Below are 19,194 nucleotides of genomic sequence, written 5' to 3'. Positions count from 1 at the left end.
GGTTCCAGCCGAGACGCCCCGTCGAAACCCTTGACACCACTGGGCACTTGCCCCACCGGGACGTGCTGCGGCACTCCTCTGGCAACGTTGTCCGACGCCTCGGGGCGTACCGAAAAGGGGCGCGACTCGGTGTTCGGCGCGGCTGATTGGCCGCACTTCGCGCACAGTTGGCGAGGCGGTCGGCAATCAGAGCAATAGCGCCGACATCGGAGCAGAAGGCCGGAAAGGGGCTTCCGGTGTCGATGACGTCTCCGTACGGGGAATATCGGGCCATGTCGGGGACAAGGTCACGCGGATGCCCGCCGGGGGTGAAATCCCCGTCCGGGGAGGTTGGGGAGGTCCGGCCGGTCTCCGGTGACCGGGGATTCCGGTTCGTTCTGCGGTATGCCTTCGACCCGATATCGGTTGGCCGGAATTCCCTGACCGGGAGGCGGACCGGGTTTCGAACGCGGAATTGCGGGGAATGGGGAGCCGGCTTGGGCGTCGCGGGACCGGGCGTCGCGGGACCGGGCGTCGCGGGACCGGGCGTCGCGGGACCGGGCGTCGCGGGACCGGGCGTCGCGGGACCGGGCGCCGCGGGACCGGGCGCCGCGGGACCGGGCGCCGCGGGACCGGGCGCCGCGGGACCGGGCGCCGCGGGACCGGGCGCCGCGGGACCGGGGCGGCTCTGTGGGAGGCGTCGGCTGTTCGGCGGTGGGCGGTGGGGCGGGTGCGCGGCGCTCGGGCGGGCCGGGGGGCGCGCGGCGTATCCCGTCCGTCCTTCACGGTCCCGGAGCCGGGCACGGGTCCCCGCAGGCCGCCGGAGCCCGGCGCGTCCGCAGCCGTACGGCCGGGCTCCTCGGCGTGCCCCGGGCGGCTCCGCGCGGCCCTCACGGCACCGGGGAGAGCGGCCCGGGGGCGGGGGGCCGCCGGGAGGTCGTCGTCCGGCCCGGGAACGCCGAAGGGCCGCGCCCCCCTGCGGGGAGCGCGGCCCTCTGCGGCTCGGGTCAGCCGCGGATGAGGTTGCGGAGGACGTACTGCATGATGCCGCCGTTGCGGTAGTAGTCGGCCTCGCCGGGGGTGTCGATGCGGACGACCGCGTCGAACTCCACACCGGTGTCGGTGGTGACCTTGACCGTGCGGGGCGTGGTGCCGTTGTTCAGCTCGGTGACACCGGAGAAGGAGAAGGTCTCCTCGCCGGTGAGGCCGAGGGCCTCGGCGGAAGCGCCCTCCGGGTACTGGAGCGGGAGGACGCCCATGCCGATGAGGTTGGAGCGGTGGATCCGCTCGTAGGACTCGGCGATGACGGCCTTGACGCCCAGCAGCGCGGTGCCCTTGGCGGCCCAGTCGCGGGACGAGCCGGAGCCGTACTCCTTGCCCGCCAGGATGACCAGCGGAACGCCCTGGTCGATGTAGTTGCGCGAGGCGTCGTAGATGAACGACACGGGCGCGTCGGCCTGGGTGAAGTCGCGGGTGAAGCCGCCCTCGGTGCCCGGCGCGATCTGGTTCCGCAGCCGGATGTTGGCGAAGGTGCCCCGGATCATGACCTCGTGGTTGCCTCGGCGCGAGCCGTAGGAGTTGAAGTCGCGGCGCTCGACGCCGTGCTCCGTGAGGTACTTGCCCGCCGGGGTGTCGGCCTTGATCGCGCCGGCCGGGGAGATGTGGTCGGTGGTGACCGAGTCGCCGAGCTTGGCGAGCACCCGGGCGTCGGCGATGTCGCTGACCGGGGTGGTCTCCATCTGCATGCCCTCGAAGTAAGGGGGCTTGCGGACGTAGGTGGACTCGGTGTCCCACTCGAAGGTGTTGCCGGTCGGGATCGGCAGCGCCTTCCACTGGGCGTCGCCCGCGAAGACGTCCTGGTAGGACTTGTTGAACATGTCCTCGCCGATGGAGTTGGCGACGACGTCGTTGACCTCGGCCTCGGTGGGCCAGATGTCCTGGAGGTAGACCGGCTTGCCGTCCTGGTCGACGCCGAGGGCGTCGCGGGTGATGTCCACCTTCATGGAGCCCGCGATGGCGTACGCGACGACCAGCGGCGGGGAGGCCAGGTAGTTCATCTTGACGTCGGGGTTGATCCGGCCCTCGAAGTTGCGGTTGCCGGAGAGCACCGAGGTCACGGCCAGGTCGTTCTCGTTGACCGCCTTGGAGACCTCCTCCGGCAGCGGGCCGGAGTTGCCGATGCAGGTGGTGCAGCCGTAGCCGACGAGGTTGAAGCCGACCTTGTCGAGGTAGGGGGTGAGCCCGGCCTTGTCGAAGTAGTCGGTGACGACCTTGGAGCCCGGGGCGAGGGTGGTCTTGACCCACGGCTTGCGGGTCAGGCCCTTCTCGACCGCCTTCTTGGCCACCAGCGCGGCGGCGACCATGACGTACGGGTTCGAGGTGTTGGTGCAGGAGGTGATCGCGGCGACGGTGACCGCGCCGTGGTCGATCTCGTACGTGGACCCGTCGGGGGCCGTGACCGTGGTCGGACGCGACGGCACGCCGTTGGCCGAGGCCGGGGAGTCGGAGGCCGGGAAGGACTCCTTGCCCGCCTCCTCGTCGTCCGAGACGTAGTTGCGCACGTCGACGGCGAACTGCTGGGAGGCGTTGGCGAGGACGATCCGGTCCTGCGGGCGCTTCGGTCCGGCGATGGAGGGGACGACGGTGGCGAGGTCCAGCTCCAGCTTCTCGGAGAAGTCGGGCTCGGCGGCCGGGTCGAGCCAGAGGCCCTGCTCCTTGGCGTACGCCTCGACCAGCGCGACCTGCTGCTCGTCGCGGCCGGTGAGGCGCAGGTACTTCAGCGTCTCGTCGTCGATCGGGAACATGGCCGCGGTGGAGCCGAACTCCGGCGACATGTTGCCGATGGTGGCGCGGTTGGCGAGCGAGGTGGCGGCGACGCCCTCGCCGTAGAACTCCACGAACTTGCCGACGACGCCGTGCTTGCGCAGCATCTCGGTGATGGTGAGCACCAGGTCGGTGGCGGTGGTGCCGGCGGGCAGTTCACCGGTCAGCTTGAAGCCGACGACGCGCGGGATGAGCATGGAGACCGGCTGGCCGAGCATCGCGGCCTCGGCCTCGATGCCGCCGACGCCCCAGCCGAGCACACCGAGGCCGTTGACCATGGTGGTGTGGGAGTCGGTGCCGACGAGGGTGTCGGGGTACGCCTGGCCGTTCCGGACCATGACCGTACGGGCCAGGTGCTCGATGTTGACCTGGTGGACGATGCCGGTGCCGGGCGGGACGACCTTGAACTCGTCGAACGCCGTCTGGCCCCAGCGCAGGAACTGGTAGCGCTCCCGGTTGCGGCCGTACTCCAGCTCGACGTTCTGCGCGAAGGCGGCGTTGGTGCCGAACTTGTCGGCGATGACGGAGTGATCGATGACCAGCTCGGCCGGGGCCAGCGGGTTGATCTTCGCCGGATCGCCGCCCAGCTCCTTGACGGCCTCGCGCATGGTGGCGAGGTCGACGACACACGGAACACCGGTGAAGTCCTGCATGATCACGCGAGCCGGCGTGAACTGGATCTCCTGGCTGGGCTGTGCCTGGGAGTCCCAGCCGCCGAGCGCCCGGATGTGGTCGGCGGTGATGTTCGCGCCGTCCTCGGTGCGGAGCAGGTTCTCCAGGAGAACCTTCAGGCTGTACGGGAGGCGTGCGGAGCCCTCGACCTTGTCCAGCTTGAAGATCTCGTACGACTCGTCGCCCACGCGCAGCGTGCTGCGGGCGTCGAAGCTGTTCGCCGACACGACAGTCTCCTTCATCAATGTGCGCGTACTACGTCCATGCTGCCGCCACGACTCCTCGCCGATCCGCTAAGGTAGGGCTTAGTTAGGTTGCCCTTACCGAGGCGGCGGCCGCGGCACGTCTTCGGCAGATATCTCGATGTCGAGATAACTCTAGTACATCGGTGCGGATCGGTCATGCCCGGGCGGCCCATGTCCTTGATCAGCCGTGGTGCGCGCCGAGTGCCGCCGCCCTCGGACCGGCCGTGACGCGTGCGCCGGCGAGGCCGCTCCCCCGCTCTAGATCCATGGCTCGGTGAACAGTTCCCGCAGCCAGTCGGCGCTCTGCGCGGGGCCCGTGGCGGCCGCCTCCGGGGAGGCGCCGGGGAAGAGGCGGCCCCAGGAGCAGGCCCGGCCCAGCGCGGCGAGCCGCCACGCCAAGGACAGGGCGCGGCGCAGATCGGCGGTGGTGCGGCCCATTCCTGTCCACGGTTCGAGATAGGCGTCCCGGAGCCGTGGCAGCACATCGGGCCCGTACCGTTCACAGGCTCCGCGGGCCGGGACCAGGAAGCTGCAGAAGGGGTGGGAGACGGAGGCGTCGCCCCAGTCGAAGAAGGTGAACCGGCCCGGCGCCGGGTTGAACAGCTGACCGTCGTGCAGGTCGGAGTGGTCGAGCGAGTCCGCGACGCCCACGGCGGCCAGCTCCGCGCACCAGTCGGCGAGGCGCGGCCGGAGCGCGCGCAGCCGGTGGAGATCGTCCGCGCGGAGCGCGGTGTTCTCCGCGACGATCCGGTCGAAGACGGCGGGGAGCGCGGCGGTCCGCGCCCCGGGCACGCCGAGCCGCTCGATCTCGTCGGCGTACGGGGTCAGCGTGTGCTGCATTCGCGCGTAGCGGCGCAGCGGCTCCTCCCAGTCGCGCGGGTCGGCCGGGGTCCGGTCGAGTACGTCCCTGAACAGCTCGCCGCCGTCGGGGAGGAGCGACCAGCCCCGGCCGGCGTCGACGGCGAGTGGTTCCAGTACGTGTTCCGGAACCCAGCGGGCGAGGGCCGCGGTCAGCCCCGCCTCGAAGGCGCCGGCGGCCGGGTTGGCCTTGAGCCATACGGCTCCGTGCCCTTCGACCGGCATTCGCACCAGGACGGACCAGGGGCGCAGCCGCACGCTCCGCCGCCCGTTCTCGCGCAGGCCGCGGGCGGCCAGCTCGCCCCCGGCCCAGCCGAGGGCGGCGGCCCGCCAGGCCGGATCCTCCCAGGGCGTCGTCGCGTCGGGGTACTGGCCTCGGTCGACGGCCGTGGTCGTGTCATGTCCCATCGCGCCATCCCAGCACGGGGCCCATGGGGGCTCCAGCGGATTTCGGGGTCGGTGACGGGAGCGGTTCGGCGACCCGCCGGACGGGACGCCGAACCGCTTCCACCCTCCCCTTCCGGTTCCGGTTCCGCTAAGGCAGCGTGACCTTGCCGCGCACCGAGTGGTGGTCGGAGTGCGCGGAGGGCTTCACCGCACAGGCGCTCCAGACGCCGTCCGCCGGGCCGAAGACGTAGTCGATCTTCGCCGTCGAGGCGTCGGTGGTGCCGGTGGGCGTGGACGCGCTCTGGTCGCACTCCCGGTGGCCGGCGTCGTAGAAGGACACCGCCCCCGGCTGACCGGGGGTCGCGTTGAGGTCGCCGCCGAAGATCGTCCGATAGCCCTGGCCGGCCGCCGCCTCGATCTCGGTCCGCAGTTCGGCGGCCTGCGCCGTGCGGATCGCCGTGTCGGCGGTCCCGGAGCCGGGGCTGAAGTGCGTGGTGCAGGCGTGGACCGACCAGGACGGGACGGTGGCGCACAGCGCGGTGCGCTGCTCCACGTCGATCGCGGCGGGGGAGGTCAGCCGGTGGGCCTCGTAGAAGGTGTTCTCCTCCGGCACGGCGATCGCCACCCCGTACGCGCCCCGGTCACCGCCCGCGCTGTCCTGGACGCACGGCTTCTGGACCGTGAGGTCGCCGAGGGCCTGGTCGACCTCGGCGCGGTACTCGATGGGCGCGAACCGGACGTCCCACTTGGGGCCGCCGCCCGCCTCCAGCGCGTTCTCCAGCGGTCTCGCGTACTTCTCGCAGAACTCCTGGAGCAGGACGGCGTCGGGCCTGACCGTCCCGATGTGGCTCATGAACCGCTCGGTGAAGAGGGCGGGGGTGTCCTGGTAGAACGAGCACCGCTCGGTGCCGTCCGCCTCCCGTGCGCCGTTGTTGGCGCAGACGTTCCACGACATCACATCGAGGGTGCGCGGGGTGGCCGCCGGGGCCCGGACGAGGCTCCCGGGCCCGGCCACGGGCTCCAGGACGAAGGTCTCCCACCCCTTGACGTCCGCCTCGGGCACCATCGCCCGCAGCAGCCCGTCCTGGCTGTCGCGCGCGGACAGATAGGTCCCGGTCGCCGCGGACTTCAGCGCGTACGCGCCGTTCGGCCGGGCTTTGAGGGTGAAGCGCTCCCATCCGCCGACCGGGCCGTCGGTCCGGGCCCGGAGCATCCCCGTGTCCGGGTCCGGGTGGTCCCGTTCCGCGGTCACGAAGAGACCGTTCTGCGCGGACCGCAGCGAGATCGTCTCGCCGTAGTCGTGGGCCGAGGCGGCGCGCGAGGTGTGCAGCGTGAAGACGTACGGAAGTCCCGCCTTCCCGGCGGCGGGGGCGCCGGCGCGCGCCCGGAGGGCTCCTTCCCGCGCGCCCTGGTCTGTGCCCGAGAGCGTGACGTACTTGCCGGTGCCCACGACCTTCAGACGGAACTTCTGTCCGGCGCTCTTGGACAGTTCCGAGGGCTCCGGGAAGGGATCGGCCGCGGCGGCGGTCGGCGCGAGCAGTCCCAGCAGCGCCGCGCAGACGGCGAGCGTGCCGCGTATTCGGCTCTTCATACGAGTCCTCTCCTCGGTGGACCCGGTCGTGCCGAGGGCTGTCCGCCCAAGATCGTCGGCCGGGCCGGACGCGCACGCTACGCGGCGATCGGCCCCTGCGCGTCGATCAGCGCGGTGGCGACGATGTGCCCGGACACCCCGCCGAGGCCGGGCCCGGGATGGGTGGAGGCCCCGATGTGCCACAGCCCCGGCACCGGGGTCGCGTGCCGCCCGGAGCCGGGGAGCGGCCGCCACAGAAAGCTCTGGTCCAGTTCGGCGGAGCCGCCGTACGGATCTCCCCGCAGCGCGTTGGGGTTGTGGGCGGCGAGCTGTACGGGGGTGATGACGTCCACGGCGAGGATCAGCTCCCGCAGCCCCGGCGCGTGCGCGGCGACCCGGTCCAGGACGCGGTCGGCGTATCCGCGGGCCAGCTCCCCGGTCCAGCCGCGGGTGGTGTCCAGCTCCCCGGCCGCGTCCCCGGCCGGGGCGTACGGGACCTCCTGGAGCTGGAGCCAGAGGGCCGCCGCGCCGTCCGGGACCCGGGAGGGATCGAGGACGTACTGCCGGCCGACGGCGACCGTGGGACGCCGGGGCAGCAGTCCGGCCTCCGCCTCCGCGCAGGCGATGCCGGTGCCGCCGGACCCGTCGGAGAGATGGATCAGCGGGACCGCGCCGAGCCGCTCGTCCCGCCAGACGGGCGGGGCGGACAGGGCGACATGGATCTGCAGCGCGGCCCGGCCGGGGCGGAACCGGGCCGCCTCCTCGCGCAGGCCGCCGACGGGCACGTCCTCGGGCAGCAGCGTGCCGTAGAGCGCGGCGGGAGTGACGGAGGCGAGCACGGCGCGGCGGGCGCGGACGATCCGGCCGCCGACCGCCACGCCGACGGCCCGCCCCCGCTCCACGACGACGCGATCGACCTCGGCGCCGGTCTCCACCCGTACCCCGAGGGAGTCCAGCAGGGAGCGGAAGGCCGCCAGGAACCGGCCCGCTCCCCCGGCCGGCACGGGCAGTCCGCAGCCGTGCAGGGCAGCGGCGAACAGCTGCGTCATCAGGCCGCCGGAGGCGTGGTCCGGCGACAGCCCGGCGTGCAGCAGCCAGGGGGCGTAGAGATGGTCCACCTCGCCGCCCCGGTAGGCCGAGCGCGCGTACCCCCGCCCTCCGGCGGCCATCGAGCGCAGCCATCCCTCCAGTCCGGCGCGGCCGCCGTCGCGGGCGAGCCGGGCGAGGTGGCGCAGGGCCGTGAGCGAGCGCGGTTCGCCGCCGAGGAGTCCGCCGATCGGGCCCATGGCGTCCTGGAGGCGGCGGAGCGCGGCGAGGTAGGCGGTGCGGTCGGCGTCGTGGGCGAAGCCGGCGGCGGTGCGTTCGGGGTCGCGGTGGGCGAGGGTGGTCCGGCCGTCGTCGGCGACGCTCGCGGTGACCCACTCCTCGGTGTTGCGGTAGGTCAGACCGTGCTGTCGCAGCTGTTCGCCCAGGGCGGCGTGGGCCGGGCCGGAGACGAAGAGGGGATGCCAGGCGGAGTAGGTGTCGTGGAGATAGCCGGGCAGGGTGCGCTCCTCGGCGGCGATGAATCCGCCGATGTCGCGGGCGCGTTCCAGGAGGGCGACCGACCAGCCGGCGGACGCCAGCTCGGCGGCGGCCACCAGTCCGTTGATCCCGGATCCCACGACGACCGCGTCGACGTCTTCCCTCGGACGCATCGGATGCTCCTCGCTCGTGCCGCCGGGCCGGCGCCTGCCGGCCCTGGTGCCAACGTACGGCGCGGCGGGGCCGGTTCCGCGGATCCGCTCAACGCGCGGCCGGGCGGCGCGCCGCCGGGTCGGATCCGCTCCCGGACCGGGTGCTGAGCAGGTCGGCGAGGCCCTGGCGGGTGGTGGCGAGGACCATCCGGTCGTCGTGGCGCAGCACGTATCCGGGGTGGAGGTCGAAGAGCAGGCCGGAGGTGTGGCCGCCCTCGCCCTCGGGGTGTCCGGCGGAGAGGTCGGGGCGTCGGTCGTGGGGCTCGGCGGTGTCCAGGGCGAGCACCCGCCAGGCTCCCGGCCGGGTGGCCTCCTGGATGGTGCGGCCCTCGAATCGGGGCAGTTCGGCGACGTCGAAGGCGGCGAAGACCAGGACGCGGCGTTCGACCGGTATGGCCCCGAGGATCTGGCGGCCCATCATCGCTCCGGCGAAGGCGGGGGCGGCGAGGGAGGTCACACTGCGGCTGCGGGTGAGCGCGTCGGGGTGGGCGGCCCGCAGGGTGCGGTAGACGGCGGTGGCGAACTCGTCGTCGTACAGGCGCAGCGCCACGCGCAGCCGGGGGGAGACGGTGCGGGCGCACAGGGCCGCTTCGAGGTTGGTGGTGTCGGAGCTGGTGAGGGCGAGGAGGGCGTGGGCGCGGTGGATCCGGGCGGCTTCGAGGACGCCGTCCTGGGTGACGTCGCCGAGGACGACGGGGACGCGCAGGCCGCGGGCGAGGGCGATGCCCCGGGCCTCGGGGTCCTCCTCGACGCAGACGACGGGTATGCCCAGTTCGCGGAGGCGGGCGAGGACGCGGGTGCCCACCTTGCCGAGGCCGAGCAGCACGACATGGTCGTCGAGGCCCCGGGGCGGGCGGCGCAGGGTGGTGGCGGAGCGGAAGGAGCCGAGGGCCTCCAGGACGGCGGCGACCATGACCGGGAGCAGGAGGAGTCCGGCGAGACCGGCGAGGAGTTGCAGGACCTGGCGGTCGGTGGGGCCGTCGACGGCGGGTTCGTTGATGGCGAACAGGTCGAGGAGGGTGATGTAGGCGGCGTTCAGGGGGTGGGTGTCCTGGGTGATCCAGGCGGTGACGGCGAGGGCGGTCACGGCGAGCGCGAAGCCCGCGAGCGACCAGCGGACGCGTCGGGAGAAGAGTTCGCCGACGGGGAGCGCCGCGGCGCTGAGCCGCCGGGGCGGGCCGGTGGGTCCGGTCGGGGAGACCGTCTCCAGGACGATCGCGCCGCGGCCGGAGGCGGCGGCGACCTCCTCGTCGTCCGGCAGCAGCCTCGGTCCCTGGACGCCGCTGGCGTCGGTGCCCTCGGCGCCCGCCGGGTCGGTGGTGGTGGAGGAGAGCAGGGCGAGGGTGCACAGGCCCGGTTCGGCGCTCTCGCCCGGGGCCGGCGGGGGCCGCTCGGCGGCGCGCAGGAGCAGTCCGTCCGCCTGGACGATCTTGCTGGTGCCGGCGGCGGCGGTGGCGGCCAGCGCGGGGGCCGCGGTGTCGGCGTCGGAGAGGACGACGGTGAGCGATTGGGCGTCGGCCGGGCCGACCCCGGCCACCTGCGCCGCCTGGTCCAGCAGATCGGCCAGGTACTGCCCCAGTTTGCGGTTGTAGAGCCGGATCACCAGGCGCAGCCGGGGGTTGAGCCGGCGGGCCGCCATCGCCGCCCGGATATTGGTCTCGTCGTCCTCGTGGACCAGCGCGAGCGCGTCGGCCCGCTCCACTCCCGCGCCGCGCAGCGCGCCGGAGTCGGGCGTCTCGCACTCCACCACGCGCAGTGCGCCCGGCCGGGGTTCGGGCGCGAGGCCCGCGTCCGGGGTGAGGAGGGTCACCCGCTGCCGGTAGAGGCTGTGCAGTTCGGCGGCGAGACGGAGCGCGAGGGCGTCGTCGCCGCTGACGACCATCCGACCGGCGGTGGGCGGGACTTGGTGATGTCGCGTCGGGGAATCCACTGGGACAGCATGCCGTGCGGGGGTGGCCGGGGGGCGCGTGATCACGGGCGGGGGCGGGGCCCGGTCGCGGGTGGTGCTGTTGCGAGGGCCGGGGCGCACGGTCGCGCGCCGGGCCGGCGCGAGGCGGGCCGACGTGCGAGGCGGGCGAATGGGTGACGCTTTGTCCGATTTGCGGGGCGCTCGGGGCGGCGGCCCGACGGGGAGGCCGTACGGGGCCCGCCCCCGCCGGGACAGTGCCCGACACCCGTACGGCGGCCTCCCGTTTGACGGGCCGAACCCCCCGACGGATCGTCAAAGGGCGGCGCGAGGGAGTACGAGGTCTTCACCCGAACGCCACCCCCGGCGCGCAACTCATCTCATATCTGAGATAGCCTCAACCGCATGGCAGACGACTACCTCGAACGCATCGGCAAGCTCATCCGTGACGCCCGGCAGCATCGCGGCTGGACTCAGACGCAACTGGCCGAAGCTCTCGGCACCAGTCAGAGCGCAGTCAACCGCATCGAACGCGGTAACCAGAACATCAGCCTTGAGATGATCGCACGCATCGGCGAAGCGCTCGACAGCGAGATCGTGTCCCTCGGCTACGCCGGTCCCATGCATCTGCGCGTGGTCGGCGGACGCCGCCTCTCGGGTGCGATCGACGTCAAGACGAGCAAGAACGCGTGTGTGGCGCTGCTCTGCGGCACGCTCCTCAACAAGGGGCGTACGGTCCTGCGCCGGGTCGCGCGCATCGAGGAGGTCTTCCGTCTGCTGGAGGTCCTCAACTCCATCGGCGTCCGGACCCGCTGGATCAACGAGGGCGTCGACCTGGAGATCGTGCCGCCGGCCGAACTCGACATGGACGCCATCGACGCCGAGGCCGCGCGCCGGACCCGGTCGATCATCATGTTCCTCGGGCCGCTGCTGCACCGGCTGGACGTCTTCAAGCTGCCGTACGCGGGCGGCTGCGACCTCGGCACCCGCACCATCGAGCCGCACATGATCGCGCTGCGCCGCTTCGGTCTGGACATCACCGCGACCGAGGGACTCTACCACGCCGAGGTCGAGCGGGACACCGCCCCGGACCGGCCCATCGTCCTGACCGAGCGCGGCGACACGGTGACCGAGAACGCGCTGCTGGCCGCCGCCCGCCACGACGGCGTCACGGTGATCCGCAACGCGTCGTCCAACTACATGGTCCAGGACCTGTGCTTCTTCCTGGAGGCCCTGGGCGTACGGGTGGAGGGCGTCGGCACCACCACCCTGACCGTGCACGGCGTGCCCACCATCGACGTCGATGTGGACTACTCCCCCTCCGAGGACCCGGTCGAGGCGATGAGCCTGCTGGCCGCCGCCGTCGTGACGGAGTCCGAGCTGACCATCCGGCGGGTGCCGATCGAGTTCCTGGAGATCGAGCTGGCGGTCCTGGAGGAGATGGGCCTCGACCACGACCGCTCCTCGGAGTACACCGCCGACAACGGCCGCACCCGGCTGGTCGATCTGACCGTGCGCCCCTCCAAGCTGGAGGCGCCCATCGACAAGATCCACCCCATGCCGTTCCCCGGTCTGAACATCGACAACGTCCCGTTCTTCGCGGCGATCGCGGCGGTGGCCCAGGGCCAGACCCTCATCCACGACTGGGTCTACGACAACCGCGCCATCTATCTCACCGACCTCAACCGCCTCGGCGGCCGGCTCCAGCTGCTCGACCCCCACCGCGTCCTCGTCGAGGGCCCCACCCGCTGGCGCGCCGCCGAGATGATGTGCCCGCCCGCCCTCCGCCCCGCCGTGGTGGTCCTGCTGGCGATGATGGCCGCGGAGGGCACCTCCGTCCTGCGCAATGTGTACGTCATCAACCGGGGTTACGAGGAGCTGGCCGAGCGGCTGAACTCGGTGGGCGCGCAGATCGAGATCTTCCGCGACATCTAGCGTCCGGACGCCGCCGCACTCCTTCCGACCCGCCGGAAACGGGCTGGCCGGGGGTGCGGCGGCGTCTGCGTGACCTCTCCGGCGACTTCGCTCCCGGGCCCCGCCCCGTACCCCCGCGATCGCTCAGGGATCGTCGGCGATCAGGATCCGGGCCGTGGCCGCCGTGCCCAGGAGTCCGATTCCCGTGATCACGAAGATCCCGCTCGTCCCGATGCTGGCCGTGAACGCGCTGAGGACGGCCGGGATCACCGACTGGCCGACGCGATTGCCGCTCAGTCGCAGGGCGAGCCAGGTGGAGGTGGTGCCGGCGGGGGCCGCCGCGGTCACGATCGTCATCGAGAGGGGCTGGCCGATCCCGAGGGCGAATCCGGCGACGGCGAGAAGGATCCCCGCGACCGCCACCGGTCCCGGAAGGGCGAGGGCGGCCACGGCCAGACCGGCGGCGATCGTGGAGAGATGGGCGAGCCGGTTCCGTCCGACCCGGGCGGTCAGCCGTGCCAGGCCCAGTCGGGAGGCCATCGTCGCGGCAGCCCGCACGGCGAGCAGCACACCGATGGTCGCGGACGGGATCTCCCGTTCCACCCCGAGGGCGGGGAGATAGACCTGGATCAGGTCGACCGCCGCCAGTACGAGCATGCTGAGCAGCATGGCCCCCGTCATGGTGCGCCGGGTCGCCCGGGGCACGCGGAGGGCGGACCGCAGGGTACCCCCGTCGCCGGGGCGGCGGTCCGCCTTCCGCGCCGACGGCAGCAGACCGGTCACGGCGAGCAGGACCGCGCAGGTGACGGTGTAGATGACGAAGAGGAGCCCGGTGTCCGGGAGGACCGCGCTCCCCCCGACGACCGACAGCACCAGCGGGGCCGCCGCCTGGCCCAGGGATCCCACGAAGGTGTACGTGCCGAAGGCGGAGTCCAGCCGTTCCCGCCCCAGCTCGGCCACGAGCGTCTGCTGGCCGACGATCGCGAGCAGATGCCCGAGACCGACGACGGCGTTCCAGATCAGCAGACTCGCCAGGCTCCCCGACCACAGATGGATCCCCAGGCCCGCCCCGGTCATCAGCGCGCCGCCGATGAGAAGGCTCGGCAGCACATGTCCGCGGTCGTTCCAGCGGCCGACGGACACGGCGACGACGAGCGGTATGAGGGCGAAGCTCGCGGCGATCAGGCCCACCAGCTCCGGATCCACCCCCAGCTCGATCGCGCGATAGGCCGACGTGGGCCGGACGATGTACGCGGCGAGCTGGAGGAGGAACGCGTGGCAGAGGAGGGCGGCGGGGGATTTCAACGGTCCGAGGGCTCCCGGACGCCGGAGACCCCGTCGTCACGGTGACCGTCACCCCGGGTGTCGCCACCGCTGTCGCCACCGCTGTCGCGGCCGGTCCCGGCGCGCGCCCGGTCGTCCGGGCCCGTCCCGTTCCCGCCCCGTTCCGACCCCGCCCCGGCGGCGGACCGTTCGGCGCCCGCCCCCACGAGGGAGTCGTCCCGGCCGGTCCCGGCGGAGTCCTGACCCGTCCCGGCCGGGGACTCGCCGTGCCCGGACCCGCCGGGCGTACCGTCGTGGCCCGCCCCGCCGGCCGGGTCGGCGGGCCCGGATCCGCCCGTCGCGCCGTTCGCCGCCGACCTGCGCAGCAGAAACCCTCCGAGGAGGACGACGGCCAGCGTCAGGTACACGACGATCGTGAACGGCGTCGACACGAGGGTCGAGATGTCGCCGCCGGCGATGTCGAGCGCCCGGCGCAGCTGGACCTCCGCGAGGGGGCCGAGAATCGCGCCCACGATCATCGGAGAGACGGGGAAGCCGAACCGGCGCATGAGATAGCCCGCGACGCCGAAGAAGAGCAGTACTCCGACATCGAACGCGCTGCCGTTCACGGCGTAGGTGCCGAGCAGCGCGAAGACCATGATCCCGGCGAAGAGATAGGGCTTCGGGATCTTGAGGATCTTCACCCAGAGGCCGATGAGCGGCAGATTCAGACCGAGCAGGATGACGTTCGCGATGAGCAGGCTGGCGATGAGTCCCCAGACCAGCGCCGACTGGGTGTCCAGCAGCTGCGGGCCGGGCTGGATGCCGTACTGCTGGAAGGCGACGAGGATGACGGCCGCCGTCGCGGAGGTCGGGATGCCGAGGGTCAGCAGGGGGACGAGGGTGCCGGCGGCGTTGGCGTTGTTCGCCGCCTCCGGTCCCGCCACTCCCTCGATCGCGCCCTGTCCGAACTCCTTCGGGCGCTTCGACAGCTTCCGTTCGAGGGTGTACGAGAGGAAGGTCGGTATCTCGGAGCCGCCGGCGGGGATGACGCCGAGCGGGAAGCCGATGGAGGTGCCGCGCAGCCAGGGCCGCCAGGCGCGCCGCCAGTCGTCGCGCGTCATCCAGTGCTTGCCCTTGCGGACGGGCATGATGTCGAAGCGGCTCGACGTCTGGTGGGCGGCGACGTACAGCACCTCGCCCAGCGCGAAGAGCGCGACGATGAGCACGACCGTGTCGATGCCGTCGAGGAGGGCGACCTGTTCGAAGGTCAGCCGCTGCTGGCCGCTCTGGAAGTCGAGTCCGACGAGTCCGACGGTCAGACCGAGCGCCATCGAGACGAGTCCGCGCAGCGGTGAGCTGCCGACGAGGGCGCTGACGGTGAGGAAGGCGACCACCATGAGCGCGAAGTAGTCCTGGGCGCCGAGCTGGATCGCCACCTTGACCATCCAGGGCGCGAAGAACGCCAGCAGCAGGGTGGCGATGGTGCCCGCGATGAACGATCCGATGGCGGCGGTGGCCAGGGCGGCGGCGCCCCGGCCCTTGCGGGCCATCTTGTTGCCGTCGATGGCGGTGATGACCGAACCGGACTCACCGGGGGTCTTCAGCAGGATCGCCGTGGTCGATCCGCCGTACATGGCGCCGTAGTAGATGCCGGCGAACATGATGAACGCGCCGGCCGGCTCCAGCCCGTAGGTCATCGGCAGGAGCAGGGCGATGGTGAGCGCCGGGCCGATGCCGGGCAGTACGCCGATGAGCGTGCCGACGACGGTGCCGATCAGCGCGAAGAGCAGGTTCTCGGGGGTGATCGCGAGCGAGAGCCCGTGCAGAAGTCCTTCCCAGCCCGACATCAGAGGACCCCTTCCAGGACACCGGCGGCCAGCGAGATGCCGAGGGCGCGCGTGAAGACGAGATAGACCACGATCGACAGGACGACCGCGATCGCGGCGGACTTGAGGTGGCTCCGGGCCCCGCAGGCCCAGGCCGTGAGCCAGAACGCCAGCGCGGAGACGATGACGTAGCCGAGGGTGTCGACTCCGGCGATGAAGATCAGCACCGCGCCCGCGCAGACGGCGAGGGGGACCCACCGGGTGCTGCGGACGTCGACGTCGCCCTCCGCCTCATCGGCCTCTCCGCGTCTGCCGCGCGCCACCTGCACGCCGAGCGCCAGGGAGAGCGTGATGAGCAGGACGCCGACCACTTTGGGCATGAAGCCGGCTCCGACTCCCGACGCGGACGTCGAGGTGGCCTGTCCCAGGCCGTCGAGCAGCGTGACCACCCCGATGGTGAGGAGTCCGGCCGTCACGCCCCACTCGCCCAGCGCCACGCCTCGGTGGTCGCGGGGCCCGGGAGAGGCGGGTTCGGGCGGTGTCGGGTGGGTGCTCATGGGTGTGCCTTTCTCACGCCGGGCGGTGGGCGCCCGCGTACGGCGGGCGCCCACAACGGGTTTCAGTTCACTTCTTGGAGAGGCCGAGGCCGTCGAGAACCCCCTTGACCCGGGTGTTCTCCTCCTTCAGCCAGGTCGCGAACTCGTCGCCGGCGATGAAGTTGTCGTTCCAGGCGTTCTTCTGGAGGGTGTCCTTCCAGCCCTGCGAGGCGTGCATCTTCTTGAGCGCCTCGACCTGCTGGGTCTTGAGCGCCTCGTCCATCCCGCCCGGGGCCATCATCGAGCGCCAGTTCTGGAATTCGAGGGACTTGTCGACGTCGGCGGCGGTCTGGGCGAACTCGACCCCGTCGACGGGCTGCGGCGACGACACGAGGAGGCCGTTCATCGTGCCCTCCTTGATCTGCGCGGAGAACTCGCTGAGGCCCGAGACGCCCGCCTGGACCTTGCCGCCGAGGATCGCCGTGGTGGCCTCGCCGCCGCCGCTGTACGGGACGTAGTTGACGTCGGCGGGCTTGACGCCGTAGTGCTCGGCGAGCAGTCCGATGAAGATGTGGTCGGCGCTGCCGGCGGAGCCGCCCGCGATCGAGACCGACTTGGGGTCCTTCTTGATCGCCTTGAAGAGGTCCTCGACCGACTTGTAGGGCGAGTCCTTGGGCGTGACGATGACCTCGTACTCGCCCATGAGACGGGCGAGCGGGGTGAGGTCGTCGAGAGTGACGTCGGTGCCGTTGCTGATGACACCGCTCATCATGGCCAGACCCGAGGCTATCCACAGGTCCTTCTTGCCCTTCTGGGGCGCGACCTGGGCGAGAGCGACGGTGCCCGAGGCGCCGGGGACGTTCTTGACCTCGGGCGACTTCGCGAGCTTGGCGGATCTGAGCGAGTCCTGCACCGCGCGGGCGGCCTGGTCCCAGCCGCTGCCGGGCGCGGCGGGGGCGATGATCTCGATCCGGTCGAGCGTCTGAAGCTGCTTGCCCCCCTTGGGCTTGTCGCCCGAGGAGGAGTCGTTGCCGCTGCCGCATGCGCTGAGGGCAAGGACAGCGGCCGCTGAGGCAGCGACGATGCGGGTGATCTTCATGGAGACGGCCTTGTCTCTGAGGACGGAGTGTCTTTGGGAGACGGAATGTATACAGACCAGGGGGTGCCCACAAGAGTCTGTACGGATACAAGGTGATCTCGTGACCGAGAGGCCAACTCATGTATACACTCCGCCTATGTCGACCACTTCTCCCACAGCCGCGGAACGGGCCTACGAGCAACTGCGGTCGGAAATACTCGATGGCTCCCTGGCCCCCGGCGCGCCTCTGTTAGAAGTCGAACAGTCGGAACGTCTCGGGGTCTCCCGCACTCCGGTACGCGAGGCCCTGCGCCGGCTCGGCGCGGAGGGGCTCGTCGAGCCGTCGGGAAAACGGGGCCTCGTGGTCACCCAGATCGACCACCACGATCTGCGCAGCCTCTTCGAACTGCGCGCCTGCCTGGAGTCCCAGGCCGCCCAGCTCGCCGCCGTCCGCGGCGAACCCGCCGTCTTCGCCTCGTTCGGGGACGAGTTCACCCGGTGGCACGGCCTCTTCCGGGGCCCCGCCGTCTCCGAGGAGCAGGTGAGCGACTACTTCACGCTCATCCGCCGCTTCGACAGCGCGATCGGCGCGGCCACGGACAACTCCTTCCTCTCCGACGCGATCGAGAACCTGCGGACCCATGTCGCCCGGGTGCGCAGGATGGCCGGGCACTCCCGGGCCCGGCTGGAGGCCTCCGCCTCCGAGCACTCGCTGATCGCGCGGGCCATCGCCCGCGGCGACGCGGCGCTCGCCCTCCACGCCACGCACGTCCATCTGCACAACAGCGTCGAACACTTCCGGCAGTCCTGGCGCCCCGCCGAGCGGGACGCGCCCGAGGGACCCCGCCCGACCACAGCAACGGAGTCGCCCCGATGAAGAACCATCTCGTCCGATCCCACCGCAGTGAGGAGAACCTCCCCCGCGAGGAGCAGCTGGCCTGGAAGATGGCGCAGGTGGCGACGGACCCGGTCGAGGTCACCGAGCCCGTCGTCGAGATGATCGTCAATCGATTCATCGACAACGCCGCCGTGGCGGCCGCCTCCATAGGCCGCTCGGCCCCGTCGTCGGCGCGCGCCCAGGCGCTCTCGCACCCGCCGAGCCACGGCGGCGCGGGGGCGACGGTCCTCGGACTGGCGCCGGGCACGCGCACGAGCCCCGAGTGGGCCGCGTACGCCAACGGGGTCGCCGTCCGCGAACTCGACTACCACGACACCTTCCTCGCCGCGGACTACTCGCACCCCGGCGACAACATCCCGCCGGTCCTCGCCGTCGCGCAGCACACCGGCCGGGACGGGCGCGCGCTCGTACGCGGCATCGCGACGGGGTACGAGCTGCAGATCGACCTGGTGCGCGCGATCAGCCTGCACCGGCACAAGATCGACCACATCGCGCACCTCGGCCCGTCGGCCGCGGCGGGCGTCGGAACGCTGCTCGGTCTGCCCGCCGAGGTGATCCACCAGGCCATCGGCCAGGCGCTGCACACCACGACGACGACCCGGCAGTCCCGCAAGGGCGAGATCTCGTCGTGGAAGGCGTACGCGCCCGGCTTCGCGGGCAAGCTGGCGGTCGAGGCCGTGGACCGCGCGATGCGCGGAGAGACCAGCCCGGCCCCGGTCTACGAGGGCGAGGACGGCGTCATCGCCTGGCTGCTCGACGGTCCGGAGGGGCGTTACGAGGTGCCGCTGCCCGGCGCGGGGGAGCCCAAGGAGGCGATTCTGCTCAGCTACACGAAGGAGCACTCCGCGGAGTACCAGGCCCAGGCCTGGATCGATCTGGCGCGGAAGCTGCTGCGCGAGCACCCGGACGCGGCGGATCCGGCCAAGGTCGAGAGCATCGTCGTCCACACCTCGCACCACACGCACTACGTCATCGGCTCGGGCGCGAACGACCCGCAGAAGTACGACCCGGCCGCCTCGCGCGAGACGCTCGACCACTCGCTGCCCTACATCCTCGCCGTCGCCCTCCAGGACGGGCGCTGGCACCATGTCGACTCGTACGCCCCCGAGCGGGCCTCGCGCCCCGACACCGTCGCGCTGTGGCAGAAGATCACCACGGTCGAGGACCCGGTGTGGACGGACCGGTACCACGCGGGCGGCGACAGCCAGTCGTACGGCGGCCGTATCGTCGTGACGCTCAAGGACGGCCGTACCGTCGAGGACGAGATCGCCGTCGCGGACGCGCACCCCGCCGGGGCCCGCCCCTTCGCGCGGGAGGACTACGTCGAGAAGTTCCGCACCCTCGCGACGCCCGTGCTGGGCGAGGTCGAGGTGAAGCGGTTCCTCGATCTGGCGCTGCGGCTGCCGGAACTCGGGGCGGACGAGGTCCGGGAGCTGACCTTCGTCGCCCTGGCGGGGCAGGCGCCGGCCACGGGCCGGCCCGGAATCTTCTGAGGAGACG

At 72.1% G+C, this 19,194-nt stretch carries 12 protein-coding genes; 3 read left to right on the top strand and 9 right to left on the bottom strand.

Translation table 11 applies throughout. The annotated features are described in order from the left end of the window. Positions 1-986: 986 nt before the first annotated feature. The 5 genes from acnA to ACF089_RS17120 all read right to left on the bottom strand — a co-directional run bounded on the left by acnA (position 987) and on the right by ACF089_RS17120 (position 10,152). Positions 987-3,701, bottom strand: a complete 2,715-nt coding sequence (gene acnA / locus ACF089_RS17140; protein WP_392026835.1) for an aconitate hydratase AcnA — start codon at positions 3,699-3,701, stop codon at positions 987-989. Between the two features lie 276 nt (positions 3,702-3,977). After that, entirely contained in the window at positions 3,978-4,985 is a 1,008-nt protein-coding gene (locus ACF089_RS17135) for an aminoglycoside phosphotransferase family protein (RefSeq protein ID WP_392026833.1), read from the bottom strand. Positions 4,986-5,112: 127 nt separating this feature from the next. Beyond that, a complete protein-coding gene (locus ACF089_RS17130) occupies positions 5,113-6,555 on the bottom strand; it encodes an endonuclease/exonuclease/phosphatase family protein (RefSeq protein ID WP_392026832.1) in 1,443 nt (480 codons plus the stop codon). A 77-nt stretch (positions 6,556-6,632) separates the two neighbouring features. Continuing rightward, positions 6,633-8,231: a phytoene desaturase family protein gene (locus tag ACF089_RS17125; protein ID WP_392026830.1), complete on the bottom strand. Its 1,599-nt coding sequence runs from the start codon at positions 8,229-8,231 to the stop codon at positions 6,633-6,635. 88 nt (positions 8,232-8,319) lie between these two features. Next, complete coding sequence (locus ACF089_RS17120; protein ID WP_392026828.1) at positions 8,320-10,152, bottom strand: NAD-binding protein; 1,833 nt, start codon at positions 10,150-10,152, stop codon at positions 8,320-8,322. A 429-nt stretch (positions 10,153-10,581) separates the two neighbouring features. Between ACF089_RS17120 and ACF089_RS17115 the strand changes: the two genes are divergently transcribed. After that, on the top strand, positions 10,582-12,111 hold the full coding sequence (locus tag ACF089_RS17115) for a helix-turn-helix domain-containing protein (protein WP_392026826.1): 1,530 nt from the start codon (positions 10,582-10,584) through the stop codon (positions 12,109-12,111). 123 nt (positions 12,112-12,234) lie between these two features. On the opposite strand, the gene ACF089_RS17110 is transcribed toward ACF089_RS17115, so the two are convergent. The 4 genes from ACF089_RS17110 to ACF089_RS17095 all read right to left on the bottom strand — a co-directional run bounded on the left by ACF089_RS17110 (position 12,235) and on the right by ACF089_RS17095 (position 16,817). After that, entirely contained in the window at positions 12,235-13,395 is a 1,161-nt protein-coding gene (locus ACF089_RS17110; RefSeq protein WP_392026824.1) for an MFS transporter, read from the bottom strand. Further along, complete coding sequence (locus tag ACF089_RS17105; RefSeq protein WP_392026823.1) at positions 13,392-15,203, bottom strand: tripartite tricarboxylate transporter permease; 1,812 nt, start codon at positions 15,201-15,203, stop codon at positions 13,392-13,394. Before ACF089_RS17105 ends, ACF089_RS17110 begins: the two co-directional genes overlap by 4 nt. After that, positions 15,203-15,739, bottom strand: coding sequence for a tripartite tricarboxylate transporter TctB family protein (locus tag ACF089_RS17100; RefSeq protein WP_392026822.1), 537 nt, complete (start codon positions 15,737-15,739; stop codon positions 15,203-15,205). Before ACF089_RS17100 ends, ACF089_RS17105 begins: the two co-directional genes overlap by 1 nt. A 67-nt stretch (positions 15,740-15,806) precedes the next feature. Next, positions 15,807-16,817 carry a Bug family tripartite tricarboxylate transporter substrate binding protein gene (locus tag ACF089_RS17095; RefSeq protein WP_392026821.1) on the bottom strand — a complete coding sequence of 337 codons (1,011 nt, stop codon included), beginning with the start codon at positions 16,815-16,817 and terminating at the stop codon, positions 15,807-15,809. A 136-nt stretch (positions 16,818-16,953) separates the two neighbouring features. On the opposite strand from ACF089_RS17095, the gene ACF089_RS17090 reads away from it, so the two are divergent. Together ACF089_RS17090 and ACF089_RS17085 are read left to right on the top strand one after the other, a co-directional pair. Beyond that, positions 16,954-17,673, top strand: a complete 720-nt coding sequence (locus ACF089_RS17090) for a GntR family transcriptional regulator (protein WP_392026819.1) — start codon at positions 16,954-16,956, stop codon at positions 17,671-17,673. After that, positions 17,670-19,187: an MmgE/PrpD family protein gene (locus ACF089_RS17085; RefSeq protein WP_392026817.1), complete on the top strand. Its 1,518-nt coding sequence runs from the start codon at positions 17,670-17,672 to the stop codon at positions 19,185-19,187. The genes ACF089_RS17090 and ACF089_RS17085 overlap by 4 nt, the downstream gene beginning before the upstream one ends. The last annotated feature ends 7 nt before the right edge of the window (positions 19,188-19,194 follow it).

The sequence above is a fragment of the Streptomyces sp. NPDC014894 genome (genome assembly GCF_043080985.1).
Lineage (GTDB): Bacteria > Actinomycetota > Actinomycetes > Streptomycetales > Streptomycetaceae > Streptomyces.
The sequence above is the reverse complement of the archived record's forward strand: the minus strand, read 5'-3'. Positions and strand labels throughout refer to the sequence as shown.